Consider the following 17,565-nt stretch of genomic DNA (forward strand, 5'->3'; position numbering starts at 1 on the left):
AAACTCCGTTGTTTTTCCTATCCTCCGTGTTTAAATAGAGATAGAGAGATATGTTTTGGTTTCTATTGGTTATTTCGCCGTACTTTGTGAATTAAATGACAAGAGTTGAAGATATTGTTTCTATTTCGTGATCGCTGCCCTTTTCGCCGTGTCCGGCCATCTCCTTGAAAGATGAAAGGAAGTTCAGCCATGAAACGAAAAAAAGCAAAATTCCATCTTGCGCTGTTTCTTCTTCTGACGTTCGCCGGGTCCTTCTTCACCCCGGTATTTGCCGCGTCCCCCGAAGCTCCGGTGATCACCGCCGACCCGCTCATCATCACCCCGGGCGTACCCTACGATCTTCGAGAAGGTGTCCATATCACCGACGATCTGGATTCCGAAGCCGATCTTCTGGCCAGGCTGGAAATCTATGATTACAATCTGGACCCGAAAACCCCGGGCATCTACCTCGTGACCTATGTCGTGCTGGACAGTCAGCAAAATTCCGGTTCTTTCGACCGGCCTGTGGCCGTGGTGGCGGACAGCCTCCCCGTGATTCTGGCCTTTGACAAAGGCATTGATCTGGGCTCTGTCTTTGATCCCCTGGCCCAGGTTTATGCCTACGACAAAGAGGATGGGTTCATCACCTCCTCCCTGAAGGTCCTCGCCGACAATGTGGACACCAGTGCCGTGGGGGAATACCACGTCACCTATGGCGTCACGGACAGCGATGCCAACTACACGGAGCTCACCATTGGCGTCAGCGTGTACTGGACCGAGGATTACTATCCCCTGCTCACCGCGAAAAACCTCATGCTCAAGGTGGGCGATCCCTTTGATCCCCTCATGAACATCACTGCCACGGACAAAACCGACGGCGACATTACCGACAAAGTCATGCTGGAATACAGTGAAGTCAATATGGATTACCCGGGAATCTACAGCACCTCGTACTATGTGGACAACTCCCTGATGCTTCGCCGGTTTGCCCAGCGCTATGTGGTGGTCTTTGATGTGTCCACGTCGTCTCCCGTAATCATGGCCAATGACATGAAGCTGGAAACGGGCTACCCCTTTGATCCCCTTCTCGGTGCCTTTGCCTATGATCTGGAAGACGGGGATCTCACCAGTAAGATTACCGTAAAAGAAAGCAATGTGGACATCGACAAAGCCGGCGAATACTTCATCACCTACCAGGTCTTTGATGCTGACGGCCATGAGGCCACACTCACCATTTTCGTCCTGGTGGACTGGTCCTATGAGAAGTATCCGCAGATTTATGCCGAGGATCTCTACCTCCCCGTGAATGCCGACTTTGATCCTCTATTAGGCGTCACGGCCACGGATCCCACGGATGGCGATCTGACGGCGAAAGTGGAAGTGGCCTGGTCTTCCGTGGATATGACCCAGCAGGGCATCTACAACGTGGAATACATGGTCACCAACTCCTTGGGCATCACCGGCTATGGCTCTCGCCGGGTCCTGGTTTTTGCCTCCTCTACTCCGATGATTTTAGCCGAGAACACCACGGCAAGACTTCATGAAGAGCTGACGGAAAAGTCCTTCTACGTCGAAGCTTATGACTTGGAGGATGGAGATCTTCGGGATGCCGTAGTTATGGATGCTTCACAGGTGGATATCCATACCGCGGGTGTTTACCCCGTCCTCTTGTCCGTGACGGACTCCGATGGGAATACCGCCCAAATCGAAATCCAGGTGGAAATGGTGGATTATTCCTATCCCCAGCTGGATGTCTCCGATCACACCATCTACCTGGATGAGCCCTATGAACCGCTGAACTATGTGCACTATGCTTATGATGAAATGGACGGTGAGCTCTACGATCAGGTCATCGTCAAGGAGACTACCGTGGACATCCACACCCTGGGAACCTACACCACCACTTACAGTCTCACCAACTCCCAGGGCAAAACCACGGAAGTGACGGCAAACGTCGAGGTCGTGCCAAAGCCTGTGGTGGAGTACTTCCTCCTCTGGGAAGGCAAATCCTTCCTCCTCCAAATGGATGAAAGCCAGCAGATGCTCTGGTTCGACGTCCCTGAACTGCTTCCAGCCGGGGCTACCGTTTCCATCGCCATCTTTGTGGATGGGGAACTGGTTTTTGAAGTACCGGGCTTTACGCTCCTCCACAATTTCCTGCCTGGTGAGCGTTATCTGCTCATCGTCAACGACAAGATGGAAGTCTCCGGTAGCATCGTACCGGTCCTCCGGGATGGCCTGGCCTTCCACTACACGGCCAAAGACGGTTCCGTGAAGTTTGTCAGCAACACGGAAGGCGAGCTCTACTACAGAGTTGTCACCGAAGACACCTGGGATGATCCCTGGGATTTCAGCATCCCTGGACTATTGATCGAAACAGGAGATCAGGAACTGGCCCTTAACACCCTTTCTGTGGGAAAGACCCCCTTCTATGTGGAGCTGATCCTGAAGGATGCCTTGGGTAACTTCAGTGAGGTGCTTCGAGTGGAGATTCCTCGGGAGCCGAACATCCCCAATAACTTTGGCAAGAATGCCCCCAATAACGACAAGAAGAATCCGGAAGTTCCCCCTGTGGTGGAGACCCCGGCTGAACCTCTCGTGGAGACTCCTGCCGAACCGCCTGTGGAGACCCCGGCTGAACCTCCTGTGGAGACTCCTGCCGAACCGCCCGTGGAGACCCCGGCTCCATAAGAATTCCGTCTTTTCTACAACAACACGAATTTCAGCACAACGTAAAAAAGGATGCATAACTGCATCCTTTTTTGGTACCCCGTAGGCGACTCGAACGCCTGACCATTGGTTTCGAAGACCACTACTCTATCCATCTGAGCTAACGGGGCCGGTTTTCGAGAACTCCTAATGGGGTTCTATGGAGCGGGTGAAGGGAATCGAACCCTCACGGCCAGCTTGGAAGGCTGGAATTCTACCATTGAACTACACCCGCATGGAGCGGAAGACGAGATTCGAACTCGCGACATTCACCTTGGCAAGGTGACGCTCTACCACTGAGCCACTCCCGCATGACAATTGGTGCAGATGAAGGGAGTCGAACCCCCACGCCTCTCGGCGCTAGAACCTAAATCTAGTGCGTCTGCCAATTTCGCCACATCTGCTTATTTACTTATTGGCTGGGATAGCTGGATTCGAACCAACGAATGCCAGAGTCAAAGTCTGGTGCCTTACCGCTTGGCGATATCCCAATGGGAAAAAATGGGGTGAACGATGGGACTCGAACCCACGACAACCAGAATCACAATCTGGCGCTCTACCAACTGAACTACGTCCACCATGAATGGTGCGTCTTAAGAGATTCGAACTCCTGGCCCACGCCTTAGAAGGGCGTTGCTCTATCCAGCTGAGCTAAAGACGCATAATATGGAGCGGAAGACGAGATTCGAACTCGCGACATTCACCTTGGCAAGGTGACGCTCTACCACTGAGCCACTCCCGCATATTAGGATGGGATAAATAACTTTGGGAAAATGGTCGGGGTGACAGGGATTGAACCTGCGACCTCATGCTCCCAAAGCACGCGCGCTCCCATCTGCGCTACACCCCGGAAATGGAGCGGGTGAAGGGAATCGAACCCTCACGGCCAGCTTGGAAGGCTGGAATTCTACCATTGAACTACACCCGCAAATGGTGACCCACCGGGGAATCGAACCCCGGACACCATGATTAAAAGTCATGTGCTCTACCGACTGAGCTAGTGGATCTAAGGGAAAATGGCTGGGATAGCTGGATTCGAACCAACGATGCCAGAGTCAGAGTCTGGAGCCTTACCACTTGGCGATATCCCAATATTCTGGTGCGTCTTAAGAGATTCGAACTCCTGGCCCACGCCTTAGAAGGGCGTTGCTCTATCCAGCTGAGCTAAAGACGCGCATACCCATTCCGAAACTTAGTTTCAAATGGTCGGGGTGACAGGGATTGAACCTGCGACCTCATGCTCCCAAAGCACGCGCGCTCCCATCTGCGCTACACCCCGCAGTCATCTCTTTTCAACGACAAAAATAATTCTATACTAAAATGCCGAACCCGTCAAGAGAAAACCTGCAAGATTTTGTGAACGCATTCCTGGGGCAGGCTAAACCGCTTAACGCTCAAACCGTTCTGGCGACGCAGTTTTTTAAAAACCCGTCTCCATGGAGGCTGCCGTTTCGTCAAGGAAGGAGAAATCCCGCCCAAAGGACCTGGGACTTGAGGTCAATTACGATTATAACCTAATTCCTCAGGGTTTAAAAGGGGGAAAAGAAAAAACGGAAGGAAACCCCTCCTCCTGCTTTATTCCTTATCCGATGGGCACAAACCGGACCTTCACCCCCTGAGGAGCCAGCTCCAGAAAGGCCATGGTGGGTGCCTGACCCCCATGGGGCAGCGCCGCGCTGCCGGGATTGACCAGGGTCACTCCCAGGCGGGATTCCTCCCGGGCCAGATGCGTATGCCCGTAAAGGGCAATGCTGGCACCCTTGTCCCGAGCCGCCTGAAGGAGCCCTTCCGTGGTGAGCTTCACCCGGTAGAGATGTCCATGGGTGGCAAAGATCGTCTGCCCCTCCAGCTGGAGAAGAAGCTCCAAAGGTTCCCCGCTCCCGCCGTCACAGTTGCCGGCGACACGGAGCACCGAACGGTCCAGGAGCGCCTCCATGACATCGGCATCCTCCGCCAGATCCCCCAGGTGGAGGATACGGTCAGGATTCTCCCTGACGATGACGCTGCAGACCTTTTCGATCTTTCCGTATTGCCGGTGGGTATCAGAAACCACCGCGATTTTCATCGTGCTTCAGCTCCCGAAGGAGCGCCTCCAAAGCCCGTCCCCGGTGGGACACGCTGTTTTTCTCCGCTTCTGTGGCTTCCCCAAAGGACTTCCCCAGATCAAAGGAGAAGAACAGCGGATCATAGCCAAAGCCTCCCTGGCCATTCAAGGACTCCAGGATCCGTCCCTGGACTTCGCCGAAGACTCGGATGTCCAGTTTTTTTCCGAGGAGAACCATGGCCGTGACAAACTTGGCGCCCCGCCCCTCCTCCGGGATCCCCTGAAGCTCTTTAAGGAGCTTTCGGTTATTTCCCGCATCGTCATGGGCAACGCCGCTGTAGCGGGCGGAATAGACCCCGGGAGCCCCGTGGAGAGCCTCCACGGCCAGCCCCGTGTCATCGGAAAGAACCCAGGTGTTTTCTTGGGCTTCCGGCGTCAGATGATCATAGATCTCCTTGGCCTTCTTGTAGGCGTTGCCCATGAAGGTGTCCTGATCCTCCTCCACGTCCAGGTCGATACCGGCATCCTGGAGGCCCAGGACTTCCAGATCAAACTCCTTCAGCATGGTTTTGATTTCTCCAATTTTATGTGCATTGTTGCTGGCAATGATTATTCGCATGCTTCGCCCACCCTTTCCAGATCATTTCCGAGAAGCTCCCGGAGGTTTTCAAGAATTCCGCGGTTCCCCGCTTCTCCCACGGCCAAGAGGCTCGTGAGCTCCTGGGCGGTGAAGGGGCGTTCTTCCCCTGTGCCCTGGAGTTCGATGAATTCTCCCTTGTCATTCATGACCACATTCATGTCCACATCGGCGGTGGAATCTTCCTCATAGCAAAGATCCAGGAGCACCGTGTTCTCCCGGATGCCTACGCTCACCGCTGATACCATCCCCTGGAGGGGATAGACGGCGAAGCGCTGTTCACGGTCCAGGGCATTCACCGCATCCACCAGGGCCACAAAGGCTCCCGTGATGGAGGCGCAGCGGGTGCCGCCGTCCGCCTGGATGACATCACAGTCAATCCAGATGGTGCGTTCGCCCAGGGCCTCCAGATTCACGATGGAGCGCAGGGAACGGCCGATGAGCCGCTGAATCTCCGAGCTTCGCCCATCGAGACGAAGCTTGGCAATATCCCGGTTTTTTCGGGTATGGGTGGAGCCGGGCAGCATGCCGTACTCCGCCGTCACCCAGCCCTTGCCGCTGCCCTTGAGGAAGGGCGGAACCTTTTCCTCCACGCTGGCGGTGCAGATGACCTTGGTCTCGCCCACTTCAATAAGCACCGAGCCCTTGGCATATTTCGTAAAGGCCCGGGTGATCTTCATGGGCCGCAGTTCTTGGGGTTGTCGCTGATCTATTCGCATGGTTTCTCCTTCTTTTCTGGAAGGATACTTGCTGATCCTTCCTCCACATCGTAGAGTTTGTAGATTTCATCCCGGGCCGGCGGATCCACAAGAATGCGCCTTCCCTCCTCCAGGAGGACGCCGCCTTCCTTCACCATTCTGCCGATGAGATGGGCTTCAATGCCCGCTGCCGTGAGCTCGGCCAAGGCTTTCTCCGGATCCTTCACCGCCATGAGCATGCTCCCGGAGGAGATGAGGCGCAGGGGATCCAGCTGAAAGTGGGCGCAGAGCTTTCGGGTCACAGGCCGCAGAGGAAGCTTCGCCGCCTCGATCTCAAAGCCCAGGCCGGAAGCGGTCTTCATTTCCCAGAGGGCGCCTAAGATCCCGCCTTCGGTGATGTCGTGCATGGCCGTGGCAAAGCTGCGCATGAGCCGGCCCTCGGGCAGCACGCTGAGTTCCCGGGCAAAGGCCTTCGCCTCATCCAGCTCTTTTTCCGTGAGCACCTCCCGGCAGCGTTCCGGAAAGTCCTGGGCCAGGATGGCCGTGCCTTCCAGGGCCAGCGCCTTGGTGACCAGGAGGCCGTTGCCTTCTTCCGCTCCGGCGGTCCAGAGGACCTTTTCCCCGGGATCCATTACCCCCAGAGCCGTGATGGATACCACCATGCGGTTCACCGCATCGGTGACCTCCGTATGGCCGCCCAAGATCATGACCCCATGGACCTTGGCTTCCTCAGAAATCTCCGCCATGACCGTTTCGATGTCGGAGATCTCCCCTTGAGGAGGTGCCAGCACGGTGACCAGGATGCCCAGGGGCTTTGCCCCGGTGGTGGCAATATCATTGAGGTTAATGTGGTAGGCGATGCGGCCCGTATGGTTTGCCGCCGCCGTGACGGGATCCGTGGAAAGCACGAGCTTCGTCCCGGAAAGGTTCACCACCGCGCAGTCTTCGCCCACGGATCCTCCCCGCTCCACTTCCGGCCGCAGGGCTCCCTGGTTGTTCTTCAGAAGCTTCGCCAGCACATCCCAATTGAGTTTTCCCGTGATCATGTCTTGCTTTCTCCTTCCTGCCGTTTCAACGAAGACAGCCCAGGATAATTCCTGGGCTCCCTTCCCTATTTTCGCCGTTCCAGCTCTTCCTGAACCAGTTTGTTGATGATGCCGGGATTGGCTTTTCCCTTGGTGGCCTTCATGGTCTGTCCCACCACAAAGCCCATGATTTTGGTCTTTCCGTTTCGATAATCCTCCACCACATGGGGGGCGCTGTCCAGAACCTGGTTCACCGCTTCCCGGATGAAGTCCTCATCGTTGTTCTGCACGAGGCCGTGCTCTTCCACGATGACCTGGGGGTCCTTGCCTTCTGCAAACATATGGGTGAGGACGGTCTTGGCGATGGCCGTGGAAATGGTGCCCTTTTCAATGAGCGCCAAAAGCCCCGCCAGCTGGGCTGGGCTGAACTTCAGCTCCTTCACCCAGGTGCCCGCCTCGTTCATAAGTCGGGAAATATCCCCCATGAGCCAGTTGGAGGCGGCTTTGCCGTCCCCGCAGATCTTCACGGTTTCATCAAAGTAGTTGGCCATGTCCTCCGTGAGGGTCAGCACCATGGCGTCATAGGGCGGAATGCCGTAATCCCGGACAAAACGCTCCTCTTTTTCATGGGGCAGCTCCTGAATGGTGGAGCGGATGCCTTCGATCCATTCCTCGCTGATGGAAAGGGAAACCAGGTCCCCTTCCGGGAAATAGCGGTAATCGTTGGCCATTTCCTTGGACCGCATGAGGATGGTCTTCTCCTGGGCTTCATCCCAGCGCCGGGTTTCCACGGAGAGCTTTTCGCCCTTTTCCAGGGCTTCCTCCTGGCGGAGGAACTCATAACGCAGGGCTTTTTCCAGGGACTTGAAGGAATTCATGTTCTTTACTTCGGCCTTGACGCCGAAGGCCGTGGCGCCCACTTCCCGAAGGGAAATGTTGGCATCACAGCGAAGGGAACCTTCTTCCATCTTCACATCGGAAACGCCCAGGGAAAGGAGAATGCTGCGCAGCTTCGTCAGATACTGGCTGGCCTCCTCGGGAGTCCGAAGATCGGGCTTGGAGACAATCTCAATGAGGGGGACCCCGGATCGGTTAAAGTCCACCAGGGTTCCCTTGGAGGAATGGAGCTGCTTGCCCGCATCCTCTTCCATATGGATCCGCTCAATGCCCACCTTTTTACGGGTGCCGTCGGCCCCGTCAATTTCGATGAACCCGTCGTAGCAGATGGGGTAGTCGTTCTGGGTGATCTGATAGTTCTTCGGGGCATCGGGGTAAAAATAGTTCTTCCGGTCAAACCGGTTGAATCGGTTGATGCTGCAGTTTAAGGCCAGGCCGGTCTTCAGGGCTTTGTTCACCACTTCCAGGTTGATCCGGGGAAGGGCACCAGGCAGACCCAGGCAAACGGGGCACACATGGGAGTTGGGCTTTCCGCCGTACTCCGTGGTGCATCCGCAAAAGGCTTTGGTTTTTGTGGACAGTTCCACATGGACTTCCAGTCCGATAACCGCTTCGTATTTCATCTTCTCCATCCTCCTATAATCCCGGGGTCATGTCCAGGTTCAGTGCGCTTTCCACGGCATAGGCAAAGTTAAGAATGCCCTGCTCGTCGAAGTGCTTGCCCATGATCTGGAGACCCAGGGGAAGATTGCCCAGTTTCCCGGAGGGGATGGACACGGCGGGAATCCCGGCGATGTTCACCGGAACGGTGTAGACATCGTTGAGATACATGGCCAGAATGTCCTCGGTGTTTTCTCCCACCTTGAAGGCCGGGGTCGGGGTTGTGGGGGAGATGATGGCCTCGTACTGGCTGAAGATGGCGCGGTACTCGTCCTGAATGAGCTTGCGCACCTTCAGCGCCTTGGCGTAGTAGGCGTCATAGTAGCCGGCGGAAAGGACATAGGTTCCCAGCATGATCCGGCGCTTAACCTCCGGTCCGAAGCCTTCGCTGCGGGACCGGCTGTAGAGATCCAGAATATCCTTCACTTCATCGGCGCGCTTTCCGTACCGGACGCCATCAAAACGGGCCAGGTTGGAGGAAGCCTCCGCCGAGGAGATGATGTAGTATGCGGCTAAGGAGTAATCCGATAGTTTCAGGTCGATGATGTCCACGGTGGCCCCCTGCTCCTTCAGGACAGCGATGACCTCCATGAGGTTCTTCCGAACCCCTTCCTGGAGGCCTTCTCCCAGGAATTCCCGGGCGATGGCCACTTTCTTGCCCCGCAGATCCTTGGACAAGTGGGTATGGTATCCCGGTGTTTCCAGGGGATTGGTGGTGAAGTCCCGGGAATCCTTCCCCGTGATGACGCTGGTCAAGAGCGCCAGGTCCTTCACATCCCGCGCCATGGGGCCCACCTGGTCCAGCGTGGAACCAAAGGCCGTGACGCCGTAGCGGGAAATATTGCCATAGGTGGGCTTCAGGCCCACGATGCCGCAGAAGCTGGCCGGCTGACGGACGGAACCGCCCGTGTCCGTACCCAGGCTAAGGGGCACTTCCTGGGCTGCCACCGCTGCCGCGGAGCCGCCGGAGGAACCGCCGGGAACCCGTTCCAGATCATGGGGGTTCCGGGTAATTTTGAAGGCGCTGTTTTCCGTGGAGGAGCCCATGGCGAACTCATCCATGTTGAGTTTGCCCAGGATAATAGCGCCCTCGTTCTGGATTTTTTCCACCACCGTGGCGTCATAGGGAGCCACATAGCCCTCCAGGAACTTGGAGGCGCAGGTATTCTGCATCCCCTTCACGGAAATATTGTCCTTGATGCCCACGGGGATTCCGCCCAGAAGGCCCTGGGGGCCTTTCTTCGCATCATAGGCTTTTGCCGCAGCTATGCTCTTTTCCCGCTCCACATGGAGGAAGGCACCCACTTTAGGCTCCACCGCGTCGATACGGGACAGGAGACTTTCCACGATTTCTTCACTTTTGACTTCACCCTGGTCCAGCAAGGTGCGGAGTTCATGGGCTTTCAGTTTATACAGTTCCATTTATTCCTCCTCCCCGCCGATGACGCTGGGCACTTTCAGATAATTATCCACCTGATCCGGTGCATTCTGCAGGAAATCCTCCGTGGTCAGGGATTCCTCCACCACATCTTCCCGGAACACATTTTCCAGATAGAGGGGGTTCACCAAAATCTCCACGGACTCCGTGTCCAGCTCCTGGAGCTTGTCCACATACCCTAAAATCATATTCAGGTCCTTTACCAGACCGTCTGTTTCGTCCTCATTGACGCGGAGCCTCGCCAGCTCCTTGATATAGTCCACATCCCGCTTGGATACTGCCATATCGCACCTCCGTAATTTCTTATTGCATTACGAGAAGAAGTTACAACTTGCGTCATAACTTCTTCGTAAAAACCTGTATTCATTTTAGCATAACTGCCCCTAATATACAGCAGACAAGAGGAAAATTAACTGCACAGCGGCAAAGAGAAAGGCCGCCATGCTGTATTTCCGGTAATCGGGATAACGCCGGCTGTTCACGGCAAAGCGCCAGCCCCAGAGCACCAGCCCCATAAAAATCATGAGCTCCAGCCACAGATATTCACCAAAACCCGGGATCCGGATAATGCCGTTCATCTGCAGCACCGTAAGCACCACGACGCACAAAGTGGCAAAGAGACTCATCCAGCTGAGGGTTCCCAGGAGCTTCTCCCCCTTATCCTCACCCATGCTGCTCACCTGCCAGTTGGAGGAATTCCTCCTCCGTGAGGGTGGCTACGCCCAGTTCCTGGGCCTTGGTGAGCTTGGAACCGGCTTCTTCGCCGTAGACCACATAGTCCGTCTTCTTGGAGACGGACGAGGACACCTTGGCGCCCAGGGCCAGAAGCTTCTCCTCCGCTTCCTTGCGGGTGAACATGGTGAGGCTTCCCGTGAGGACCACGGTCTTCCCCAGGAAGGGATTCAATGTTACCACAGCCTCCACAGGGGCTTTCAGCTCCACGACCTCCAGGAGGCGGTCCACCTCAGCCTGAATGAGCGGGGAGCGGAAGAAAGCCAGAATGCTGTCCGCCACCACTTCGCCCACTTCATTGACGCTGAGGAGCTCTTCCTTGGTGGCATGGCGGATTTTTTCCAGGGTTCCGAAAGTCTTTTCCAGATCCCTCGCCGTGGAGATACCCACATTGGGAATACCCAAGGCATAGAGGAAGGCATGGAGCTCTCGGTGCCGGGAATCGGCAATGGCCTGGAGAAACTTTGTGGCCTTTTTCTCCTTCACCTTGTCCAGCTGGAGGAAGTCCTCCAGGGTGAGGTGGTAGAGGGCCGACACGTCCCGCAGATCCCGCTTTTCAAAGAGCTGTTCCACGGTCTTTTCACTGAGGCCATCGATATTCATGGCGTTTCGTCCGGAATAATGGACGATGCTCTTGATGAGCTGCGGTTTGCAGGACAGGGTATTTTCACAGAAAAGATGAGCGCCGTCCAGAATCAGCGGGGTGCCGCAGGAAGGACAAACTTCCGGAGGCAGAATTTCCTCCGTGAAACCTTTGCCACCTTCCACCACGCCCATGATTTCGGGGATGACATCATTGGACCGGCGAACCAGTACTGTAGCCCCCAGCCGAACGCCTTTGCGGCGGATGTCGTCCATATTGTTCAGGGTGGCCCGTTTCACCGTGACGCCGGAGAGTTCCACCGGCTCCAGGATGGCCGTGGGATTGACCCGGCCGCTGCGGCCCACGTTCCACTCCACAGAAAGAAGGGTAGTGGTGGCTTCCTCCGCCTCAAACTTGTAGGCGATGGCCCAGCGGGGGAACTTCACCGTGTACCCCATGAGATCCCGGGTGCGCATGTCGTTAAGGGCGATGACCACCCCGTCGATGTCGAAATCCAGGGATTCCCGCTCGGCTTCAATGCCCCTGATGATGGCTTCGATCTCCGGGAAGGTGGACGCTTGTTTAAAGAAGCCGTCAGTGAGAAACCCCTTCTCCTCAATGAAGGTGATCATCTCCTGGTAAGTTTCGAAGGGTTTCCCCTCCTTGTAGCCCACATCATAGAAGAACGCCGTGAGGCTTCGCCGGCGGGTCTCTGCCAGATTCAGGTTTCGCAGGGCTCCCGCAGCTCCATTTCGGGTGTTCTTCAGGGGCACCTGTGCCTCTTCGTTGTAGCGGCGAAAGGCTTCCTTGGTCATCAGGGCTTCGCCGTGAATCTCCAGGACATCGCCGGAGGCGATCTTCAGGGGGACCGAGCCGATGGTCTTCACCTGGGCCGTGACCAATTCACCCTCCGCACCGTTGCCTCGGGTGGCCGCCGTCTGCAAGACGCCGTCCTCGCCATAGGTGAGATTCACCGTGAGGCCGTCGAACTTTCGGGTCACCACATAGGATACGGGGGGCAGAGAATCCTCATGGCTCGCGTTATAATCGGCCACAAAGGCCAGGTTCCGCTCATGCCAGGCGAGGAGCTCCGTCAGAGACTGGGCTTTGTCCAGACTCCAAAGGCGGGCCTTATGACGGTGCTTGGAAAAACCGGGCAGCACCTCATCCCCCACCCGCTGGGTGGGCGAATAGGATAGCACATGGCCCGTTTCCTCTTCCAGCGCCTTCAGCTCGTCGTAGAGGGCATCATAGTCTTGGTCACTGATGGTGGGACTGTCCAGGACATAGTATTCCCGGGCATGACGGTTCAGCACCTCCACCAGGGTTTCAATCCGCTGTTTCTTCTCTTCCATCGTTGGCCTTGACTGCAGAGCCTAGGCTCTGCAGTTTTCTCCTTTTCTTTTACTTCGTTATGCCAGCTCCAGTGGGGCCAGACTGAGGATCAGGGTCTTCACGCCTTTGCCGTCAAAGGCGATGGTGACCTTGTAGTCACCGCTCTCCTCCAAAAGACCCACCACGGTGCCCACGCCGAACTTCGGATGCTTCACCTTGATGCCCAGGGTGAGATCCTCCGCCGTCAGCGCGGTCTTCTCAGGAATATCCAGAATTCGGGCCGCATCCTCCAGGGCTTTCTCCACACTGTAGTTGGTGTACTTCATGTTGCGGTCCGTATACTTGATGGTGTGGGGATTGACCTCTTTTCGGAAGGACTTCTTTTCGTCGTTCAGGTGTTCCTTGAGGTTCGACGGGATGTCCAGGAGGAAATCTGACACGGGATAGGACATGGTCCGGCCGTATACCATGCGGTTCTCGGCATAGGTCATGTAGAGCTCCTCCATGGCCCGGGTGATCCCCACATAGGCCAGTCTTCGGGACTCTTCCATCTCCTTGGGATCATTGAGGGAGGTGGTGCCGGGGAAGAGACCGTTCTCCATGCCCACCATGAAGACCACGGGGAATTCCAGCCCCTTGGCGCTGTGGAGAGTCATGAGGGTCACATTGTCACTTTCTTCCTCATAGCTGTCGATGTCGGACACGAGAACCACCGTTTCCAGGAACTCCTGGAGCGAAGGGTTTTCCGAGGTCATTTCGTACTCCATGGCCACGTTGACAAACTCCTCCAGGTTCTCCACCCGGGAGATGTCCTCGGGACTCTTAGACGCGCGAAGCTCCTGCAGGTAGCCCGTGGTCTTCAGAATATGATCCACGAGATCCGACACCTTCATGTCCAGCTGTTTGTCGTTGAAGTCCAGGATCAGATCACGGAATCCCATGACTGCCCCCATGGTGCGGGCCGTAAAGGGATTGTACTCCTCCAGGTTCAGGAGCGTGTCAAAGAGGCTTTCCTCGTGTTCCAGGGACAGCTCCTGGAGCTTGTCCAGGGTGGTATTTCCAATGCTGCGCTTCGGCACATTGATGATTCGGCGCAGACTCACCTCGTCGAAGGGATTGTTGATCACCCGAAGGTAAGCCAAAATGTCCTTGATTTCTTTGCGGTCATAGAACCGAAGGCCGCCGATGATCTTGTAGGGCACGCCTTCCCGGATGAGAGCTTCCTCAAACTTACGGGACTGGGCGTTGGTGCGGTAAAGCACGGCCATCTCCTTGTAGCGTCTTCCCTCCCGGTATTGCCGCTCCATCTCCCGGACCACGAAGCTGGCTTCCTCGCCTTCATTGTAGGCTCGGTACACCTTGATCTTCGCCCCTTCATCCTTGGTCTTCTTCAGGGTTTTCTCCTTGCGCTCCACGTTGTACTTGATGACGGAGTTGGCGGCACTTAAGATATTCCCCATGCTGCGATAGTTCTTCTCCAGTTTCACCACCTTGGCCTCGGGAAAGTCCTTCTCGAAGTCCAGGATGTTGCGGATATCCGCACCTCGGAACTGGTAAATGCTCTGGTCGTCATCGCCCACCACGCAGATATTCTTGTGCTCCTTCGTCAGGAGGAGAATCAGCTTGTACTGGGCGTGGTTGGTATCCTGATACTCATCGACCAGCACATAGCGGAACTTTCGGCGGTACTTGTCCAGGATCTCCGGGAACTTCTCATAGAGCTCCACGGTTTTCATGATGAGGTCATCAAAATCCAGGGCATTGTTCTGCTTCAGCTTTTTCTGGTAGAGCACATAGGCATCGGCAATCTTGTTTCTCCGGTAATGATACTCATTGTTTTTCTTAAAAGTCAGAGGATCGATGAGGAGGTTCTTGGCATTGGAAATTTCCCCGGCAATTTCCTTGTCGGAGATATCTTTTTCATCCATGGACAGTTCCTTCATCACCTGTTTCACCAGGGATTTCTGATCATAGCTGTCATAGATGGTGAAATCCTTCTTGTAGCCCAGGGCTTCAATTTCCCGGCGCAAAATCTTCGCACAGCTGGAATGGAAGGTGGAAATCCACATGTTCAGGGCCGTGTCTCCCACCAGGGAAATCACGCGGTCCCGCATCTCTCCCGCCGCCTTGTTGGTAAAGGTAATGGCCAGAATTTCGTAGGGATTGATCCCTTTCTCATTCAGCATGTAGGCGATGCGATGGGTTAGCACCCGGGTCTTTCCGGATCCGGCGCCGGCAAGAATTAACAGGGGTCCTTCCACCGTGGTGGCCGCTTCGTATTGCTCCTCATTGAGCAGTTTTTTCAAATCCAAGTTCCTCACTCCTTATCGTTCACCTTAAATTATACCATAGAACTCCCGTTCCCAGACAATCAAAAAATGAACGGATGTTTCCTCATATTTTTGGGCAAAACAAAAACCTGAACGACCAGCGTTCAGGTTTTTCATTCTGCCCCTTCCGAAAATTGGGGGGATCCGGAAAGAGCGTAGAAGGCAGCTCGGGATAACCGATTGGGGGGGTGGTTATCCCCATAAAAAGGGGCTATTCGTCTTTTTATTGTCCTTACAGCAAGCATTATATCGGATTTTTTCGTTCCATTTCAACGCTTTTGGCCATCTTTCAGAGAATAGCGATTTGAAACCTTTTCATTTTTTCAAAGCCCAATGTAAACATTTATATTTTATCGGTTCTGAGCCCCTCCAGCTCTGCCTCCGTGAGCTCCCGGAACTCACCCTCATCCAGGTTTTCATCCAGCTTCAGGGAGCCGAAGGAAATCCGCTGCAGATAGGTCACATCGTTGTCCCGGGCATGGAACATGCGCTTCACCTGGTGGAACTTTCCCTCCCGGAGGGTCACCCAAACTTCCCGCCGATCCTCTTCCCCGATGACGAGCCCCGCAGGAAGGCATTTGTAGCCGTCCGCCAGGAGGACACCCCGGCGGAAAGCTTCCACATCCTCTTCCTTGGCCTCATCCCGAAGATAGGCATAGTAGACCTTGTCCACATGGTTTTTGGGGGAAAGGAGCTTGTGGTTGAGCTCGCCGTCATTGGTGAGGAGGAGCAGCCCCACGGTGTCCTTGTCCAGCCTTCCTACGGGAGCCGGCGAAAAGGCCTGATAGTCAAAAGGCAGAAGATCGATGACCGTTTGATCGTGGTTGTCGAAGGTGGCCGATACCACCCCTTTGGGTTTGTTCATGAGGAGATAAATGTACTTGCGGTACACCACCTCTTCTCCCTCGATGACGAGGGTCTGGGTTTCAGTGTCCACCTTGAGGCCCGGATCCTTCACCAGGTCTCCGTCCACGGTGACGCTCTTCGCTTTGATTTTTTCTTTGATTTCCTTGCGGCTTCCATAGCCCATATTGGACAGGATTTTATCGATCCGCTCTGTGGCCATGTCCATTCCTCCTTTTGATGACAAAGGTCCGGAAGCTGCTTCCGGACCTTTTCTTTCTCTCGCCAGAAACAGCGAGAGGCTTACAGACGTTTTTCCAGTTCTTCTTTCAGCGCCTCATAGCCTGGTTTGCCTAAGAGGGCGAACATATTCTTCTTGTAGTCCTCCACGCCAGGCTGATCAAAGGGGTTGATTCCCAAAAGATAGCCGCTGATGGCGTTGGCCAGTTCAAAGAAGTACACGAGGTAGCCGAAGCTCTCCTCCTTCTTGTCCCGGAGGCTGAGCACGATGTTGGGGACTCCGCCGTCCACGTGGGCCAGGAGGGTTCCCTTGAAGGCATTCTTGTTCACTTCGTCCATGGTCTTGCCAGCCAGGAAGTTCAGGCCGTCCAGATTGTCTTCGTTGGCTTCGATGGTGAAGCTGGTGTTGGGCTGCTCCACATTAATGACGGTTTCGAAGATATTGCGTCGTCCGTCCTGGATGTACTGACCCATGGAGTGAAGATCCGTGGAGAAGTTTACGCTGGCCGGGAAAAGCCCCTTGCCGTCCTTGCCGTGGCTCTCGCCGAAGAGCTGCTTCCACCATTCGGAGAAGTAGGTCAGGGCGGGCTCGTAGTTCACGAGGATTTCAATGTCCTTGCCCCGCAGATGGAGCGCAGTACGGGCAGCGGCATAGGCATAGCAGTCATTTTCCTTCACGCTGGGGACGCTGTAGGCTTCCCGGGCTTTTCTAGCCCCTTCCATGATGAGGTCGATGTCCAGGCCCGCCACGGCGATGGGCAGAAGGCCCACAGGGGTCAGCACGGTGAAGCGTCCGCCCACATCATCGGGAACCACGAAGGTCTCATAGCCTTCCGTATTGGACAGGCTCTTCAGGGCGCCCCGGGCTTTGTCCGTGGTGGCGTAGATACGCTTGGCGGTTTCTTCGCGTCCGTACTTCTTTTCCAGGTAATCTTTCATGATGCGGAAGGCCACTGCGGGCTCCGTGGTGGTTCCGGATTTGGAGATCACATTGACGGAGATGTCCTTGCCCTCGATCATGTTGAAGAGGTCATGGAGATAATCCCCAGAAATATTCTGTCCCAGGAAATAGATTTCCGGCGTCTTGCGCTTCTCCTTGGACAGGCTGTTGTAGAAGGTGGGTGTCATCATCTCCAGGGCCGCTTTGGCTCCCAGATAAGATCCGCCGATACCGATGACGATGAGGACATCGGAATTCGCCTGAATTTTCTTCGCTGCCTCTTTTACCCGCTGGAACTCTTCCCGGTCATAATTCACGGGCAGATCCACCCATCCAAGAAAATCATTGCCTGGGCCGGTCTTCTCCTGGAGAAGCCGGTGGGCTTCCTTGATCAGGGGATCCAGATAACCAATTTCATGGGGGCGGAGGAATCCGTCCAGTTTGCTCAGATCCAATTTAATCATAATTGACACCA

At 55.3% G+C, this 17,565-nt stretch carries 13 protein-coding genes and 14 tRNA genes; 1 reads left to right on the plus strand and 26 read right to left on the minus strand.

All coding sequences use genetic code 11. The annotated features are described in order from the left end of the window. Positions 1 to 189: 189 nt before the first annotated feature. Positions 190 to 2,670 carry an immunoglobulin-like domain-containing protein gene (locus tag KCG48_RS11145; RefSeq protein ID WP_211802292.1) on the plus strand — a complete coding sequence of 827 codons (2,481 nt, stop codon included), beginning with the start codon at positions 190 to 192 and terminating at the stop codon, positions 2,668 to 2,670. A 72-nt stretch (positions 2,671 to 2,742) separates the two neighbouring features. On the opposite strand, the gene KCG48_RS11150 is transcribed toward KCG48_RS11145, so the two are convergent. From KCG48_RS11150 to KCG48_RS11275, 26 genes are all read right to left on the minus strand, one after another. Continuing rightward, a tRNA-Arg gene (locus KCG48_RS11150) sits at positions 2,743 to 2,819 on the minus strand. Between the two features lie 30 nt (positions 2,820 to 2,849). Beyond that, positions 2,850 to 2,923 (minus strand) — tRNA-Gly (locus KCG48_RS11155). Between the two features lies 1 nt (position 2,924). Continuing rightward, positions 2,925 to 2,999: transfer RNA gene (locus KCG48_RS11160), tRNA-Gly, on the minus strand. Between the two features lie 8 nt (positions 3,000 to 3,007). Continuing rightward, positions 3,008 to 3,092: transfer RNA gene (locus KCG48_RS11165), tRNA-Leu, on the minus strand. Between the two features lie 12 nt (positions 3,093 to 3,104). Next, positions 3,105 to 3,179, minus strand: a tRNA-Gln gene (locus tag KCG48_RS11170). Positions 3,180 to 3,190: 11 nt separating this feature from the next. After that, positions 3,191 to 3,266, minus strand: a tRNA-His gene (locus KCG48_RS11175). Positions 3,267 to 3,272: 6 nt separating this feature from the next. Then, positions 3,273 to 3,349: transfer RNA gene (locus KCG48_RS11180), tRNA-Arg, on the minus strand. A gap of 6 nt (positions 3,350 to 3,355) precedes the next feature. Then, positions 3,356 to 3,430 (minus strand) — tRNA-Gly (locus tag KCG48_RS11185). Positions 3,431 to 3,462: 32 nt separating this feature from the next. Further along, positions 3,463 to 3,538 (minus strand) — tRNA-Pro (locus tag KCG48_RS11190). Between the two features lie 4 nt (positions 3,539 to 3,542). Next, positions 3,543 to 3,616, minus strand: a tRNA-Gly gene (locus tag KCG48_RS11195). 3 nt (positions 3,617 to 3,619) lie between these two features. Beyond that, positions 3,620 to 3,695 (minus strand) — tRNA-Lys (locus tag KCG48_RS11200). Between the two features lie 10 nt (positions 3,696 to 3,705). Continuing rightward, positions 3,706 to 3,779, minus strand: a tRNA-Gln gene (locus KCG48_RS11205). 6 nt (positions 3,780 to 3,785) lie between these two features. Next, positions 3,786 to 3,862: transfer RNA gene (locus KCG48_RS11210), tRNA-Arg, on the minus strand. A 29-nt stretch (positions 3,863 to 3,891) separates the two neighbouring features. Beyond that, positions 3,892 to 3,967: transfer RNA gene (locus tag KCG48_RS11215), tRNA-Pro, on the minus strand. 303 nt (positions 3,968 to 4,270) lie between these two features. Continuing rightward, entirely contained in the window at positions 4,271 to 4,753 is a 483-nt protein-coding gene (locus KCG48_RS11220; RefSeq protein WP_211802293.1) for a metallophosphoesterase family protein, read from the minus strand. After that, the gene (gene rdgB / locus KCG48_RS11225) at positions 4,731 to 5,351 is read right to left on the minus strand and encodes an RdgB/HAM1 family non-canonical purine NTP pyrophosphatase (protein ID WP_211802294.1); all 621 of its coding nucleotides are present in this window, start codon (positions 5,349 to 5,351) and stop codon (positions 4,731 to 4,733) included. Before rdgB ends, KCG48_RS11220 begins: the two co-directional genes overlap by 23 nt. Beyond that, positions 5,342 to 6,088 (minus strand): ribonuclease PH, encoded by a 747-nt coding sequence (rph, locus tag KCG48_RS11230; RefSeq protein WP_211802295.1) that lies wholly within the window; start codon positions 6,086 to 6,088, stop codon positions 5,342 to 5,344. Before rph ends, rdgB begins: the two co-directional genes overlap by 10 nt. Next, positions 6,079 to 7,113, minus strand: coding sequence for an AIR synthase family protein (locus KCG48_RS11235; RefSeq protein WP_211802296.1), 1,035 nt, complete (start codon positions 7,111 to 7,113; stop codon positions 6,079 to 6,081). The genes rph and KCG48_RS11235 overlap by 10 nt, the downstream gene beginning before the upstream one ends. Before the next feature lie 65 nt (positions 7,114 to 7,178). Beyond that, positions 7,179 to 8,612: an Asp-tRNA(Asn)/Glu-tRNA(Gln) amidotransferase subunit GatB gene (gene gatB / locus KCG48_RS11240; protein ID WP_211802297.1), complete on the minus strand. Its 1,434-nt coding sequence runs from the start codon at positions 8,610 to 8,612 to the stop codon at positions 7,179 to 7,181. Positions 8,613 to 8,625: 13 nt separating this feature from the next. Beyond that, complete coding sequence (gene gatA / locus KCG48_RS11245) at positions 8,626 to 10,071, minus strand: Asp-tRNA(Asn)/Glu-tRNA(Gln) amidotransferase subunit GatA (protein WP_211802298.1); 1,446 nt, start codon at positions 10,069 to 10,071, stop codon at positions 8,626 to 8,628. Then, complete coding sequence (gatC, locus tag KCG48_RS11250) at positions 10,072 to 10,371, minus strand: Asp-tRNA(Asn)/Glu-tRNA(Gln) amidotransferase subunit GatC (protein WP_211802299.1); 300 nt, start codon at positions 10,369 to 10,371, stop codon at positions 10,072 to 10,074. It lies immediately after the preceding gene. A 99-nt stretch (positions 10,372 to 10,470) separates the two neighbouring features. After that, a complete protein-coding gene (locus KCG48_RS11255; RefSeq protein ID WP_211802300.1) occupies positions 10,471 to 10,758 on the minus strand; it encodes a hypothetical protein in 288 nt (95 codons plus the stop codon). After that, entirely contained in the window at positions 10,751 to 12,757 is a 2,007-nt protein-coding gene (ligA, locus tag KCG48_RS11260; protein ID WP_211802301.1) for an NAD-dependent DNA ligase LigA, read from the minus strand. The genes KCG48_RS11255 and ligA overlap by 8 nt, the downstream gene beginning before the upstream one ends. Positions 12,758 to 12,814: 57 nt before the next feature. Next, on the minus strand, positions 12,815 to 15,049 hold the full coding sequence (gene pcrA / locus KCG48_RS11265) for a DNA helicase PcrA (RefSeq protein WP_211802302.1): 2,235 nt from the start codon (positions 15,047 to 15,049) through the stop codon (positions 12,815 to 12,817). A 361-nt stretch (positions 15,050 to 15,410) separates the two neighbouring features. Continuing rightward, positions 15,411 to 16,133: a 16S rRNA pseudouridine(516) synthase gene (locus tag KCG48_RS11270; protein WP_211802303.1), complete on the minus strand. Its 723-nt coding sequence runs from the start codon at positions 16,131 to 16,133 to the stop codon at positions 15,411 to 15,413. 80 nt (positions 16,134 to 16,213) lie between these two features. After that, on the minus strand, positions 16,214 to 17,554 hold the full coding sequence (locus tag KCG48_RS11275; RefSeq protein ID WP_408004721.1) for a glucose-6-phosphate isomerase: 1,341 nt from the start codon (positions 17,552 to 17,554) through the stop codon (positions 16,214 to 16,216). Between the last annotated feature and the right edge of the window lie 11 nt (positions 17,555 to 17,565).

Source organism: Proteiniclasticum sediminis (assembly GCF_018128025.1).
In the GTDB taxonomy this organism is placed as follows: Bacteria; Bacillota; Clostridia; order Clostridiales; family Clostridiaceae; genus Proteiniclasticum; species Proteiniclasticum sediminis.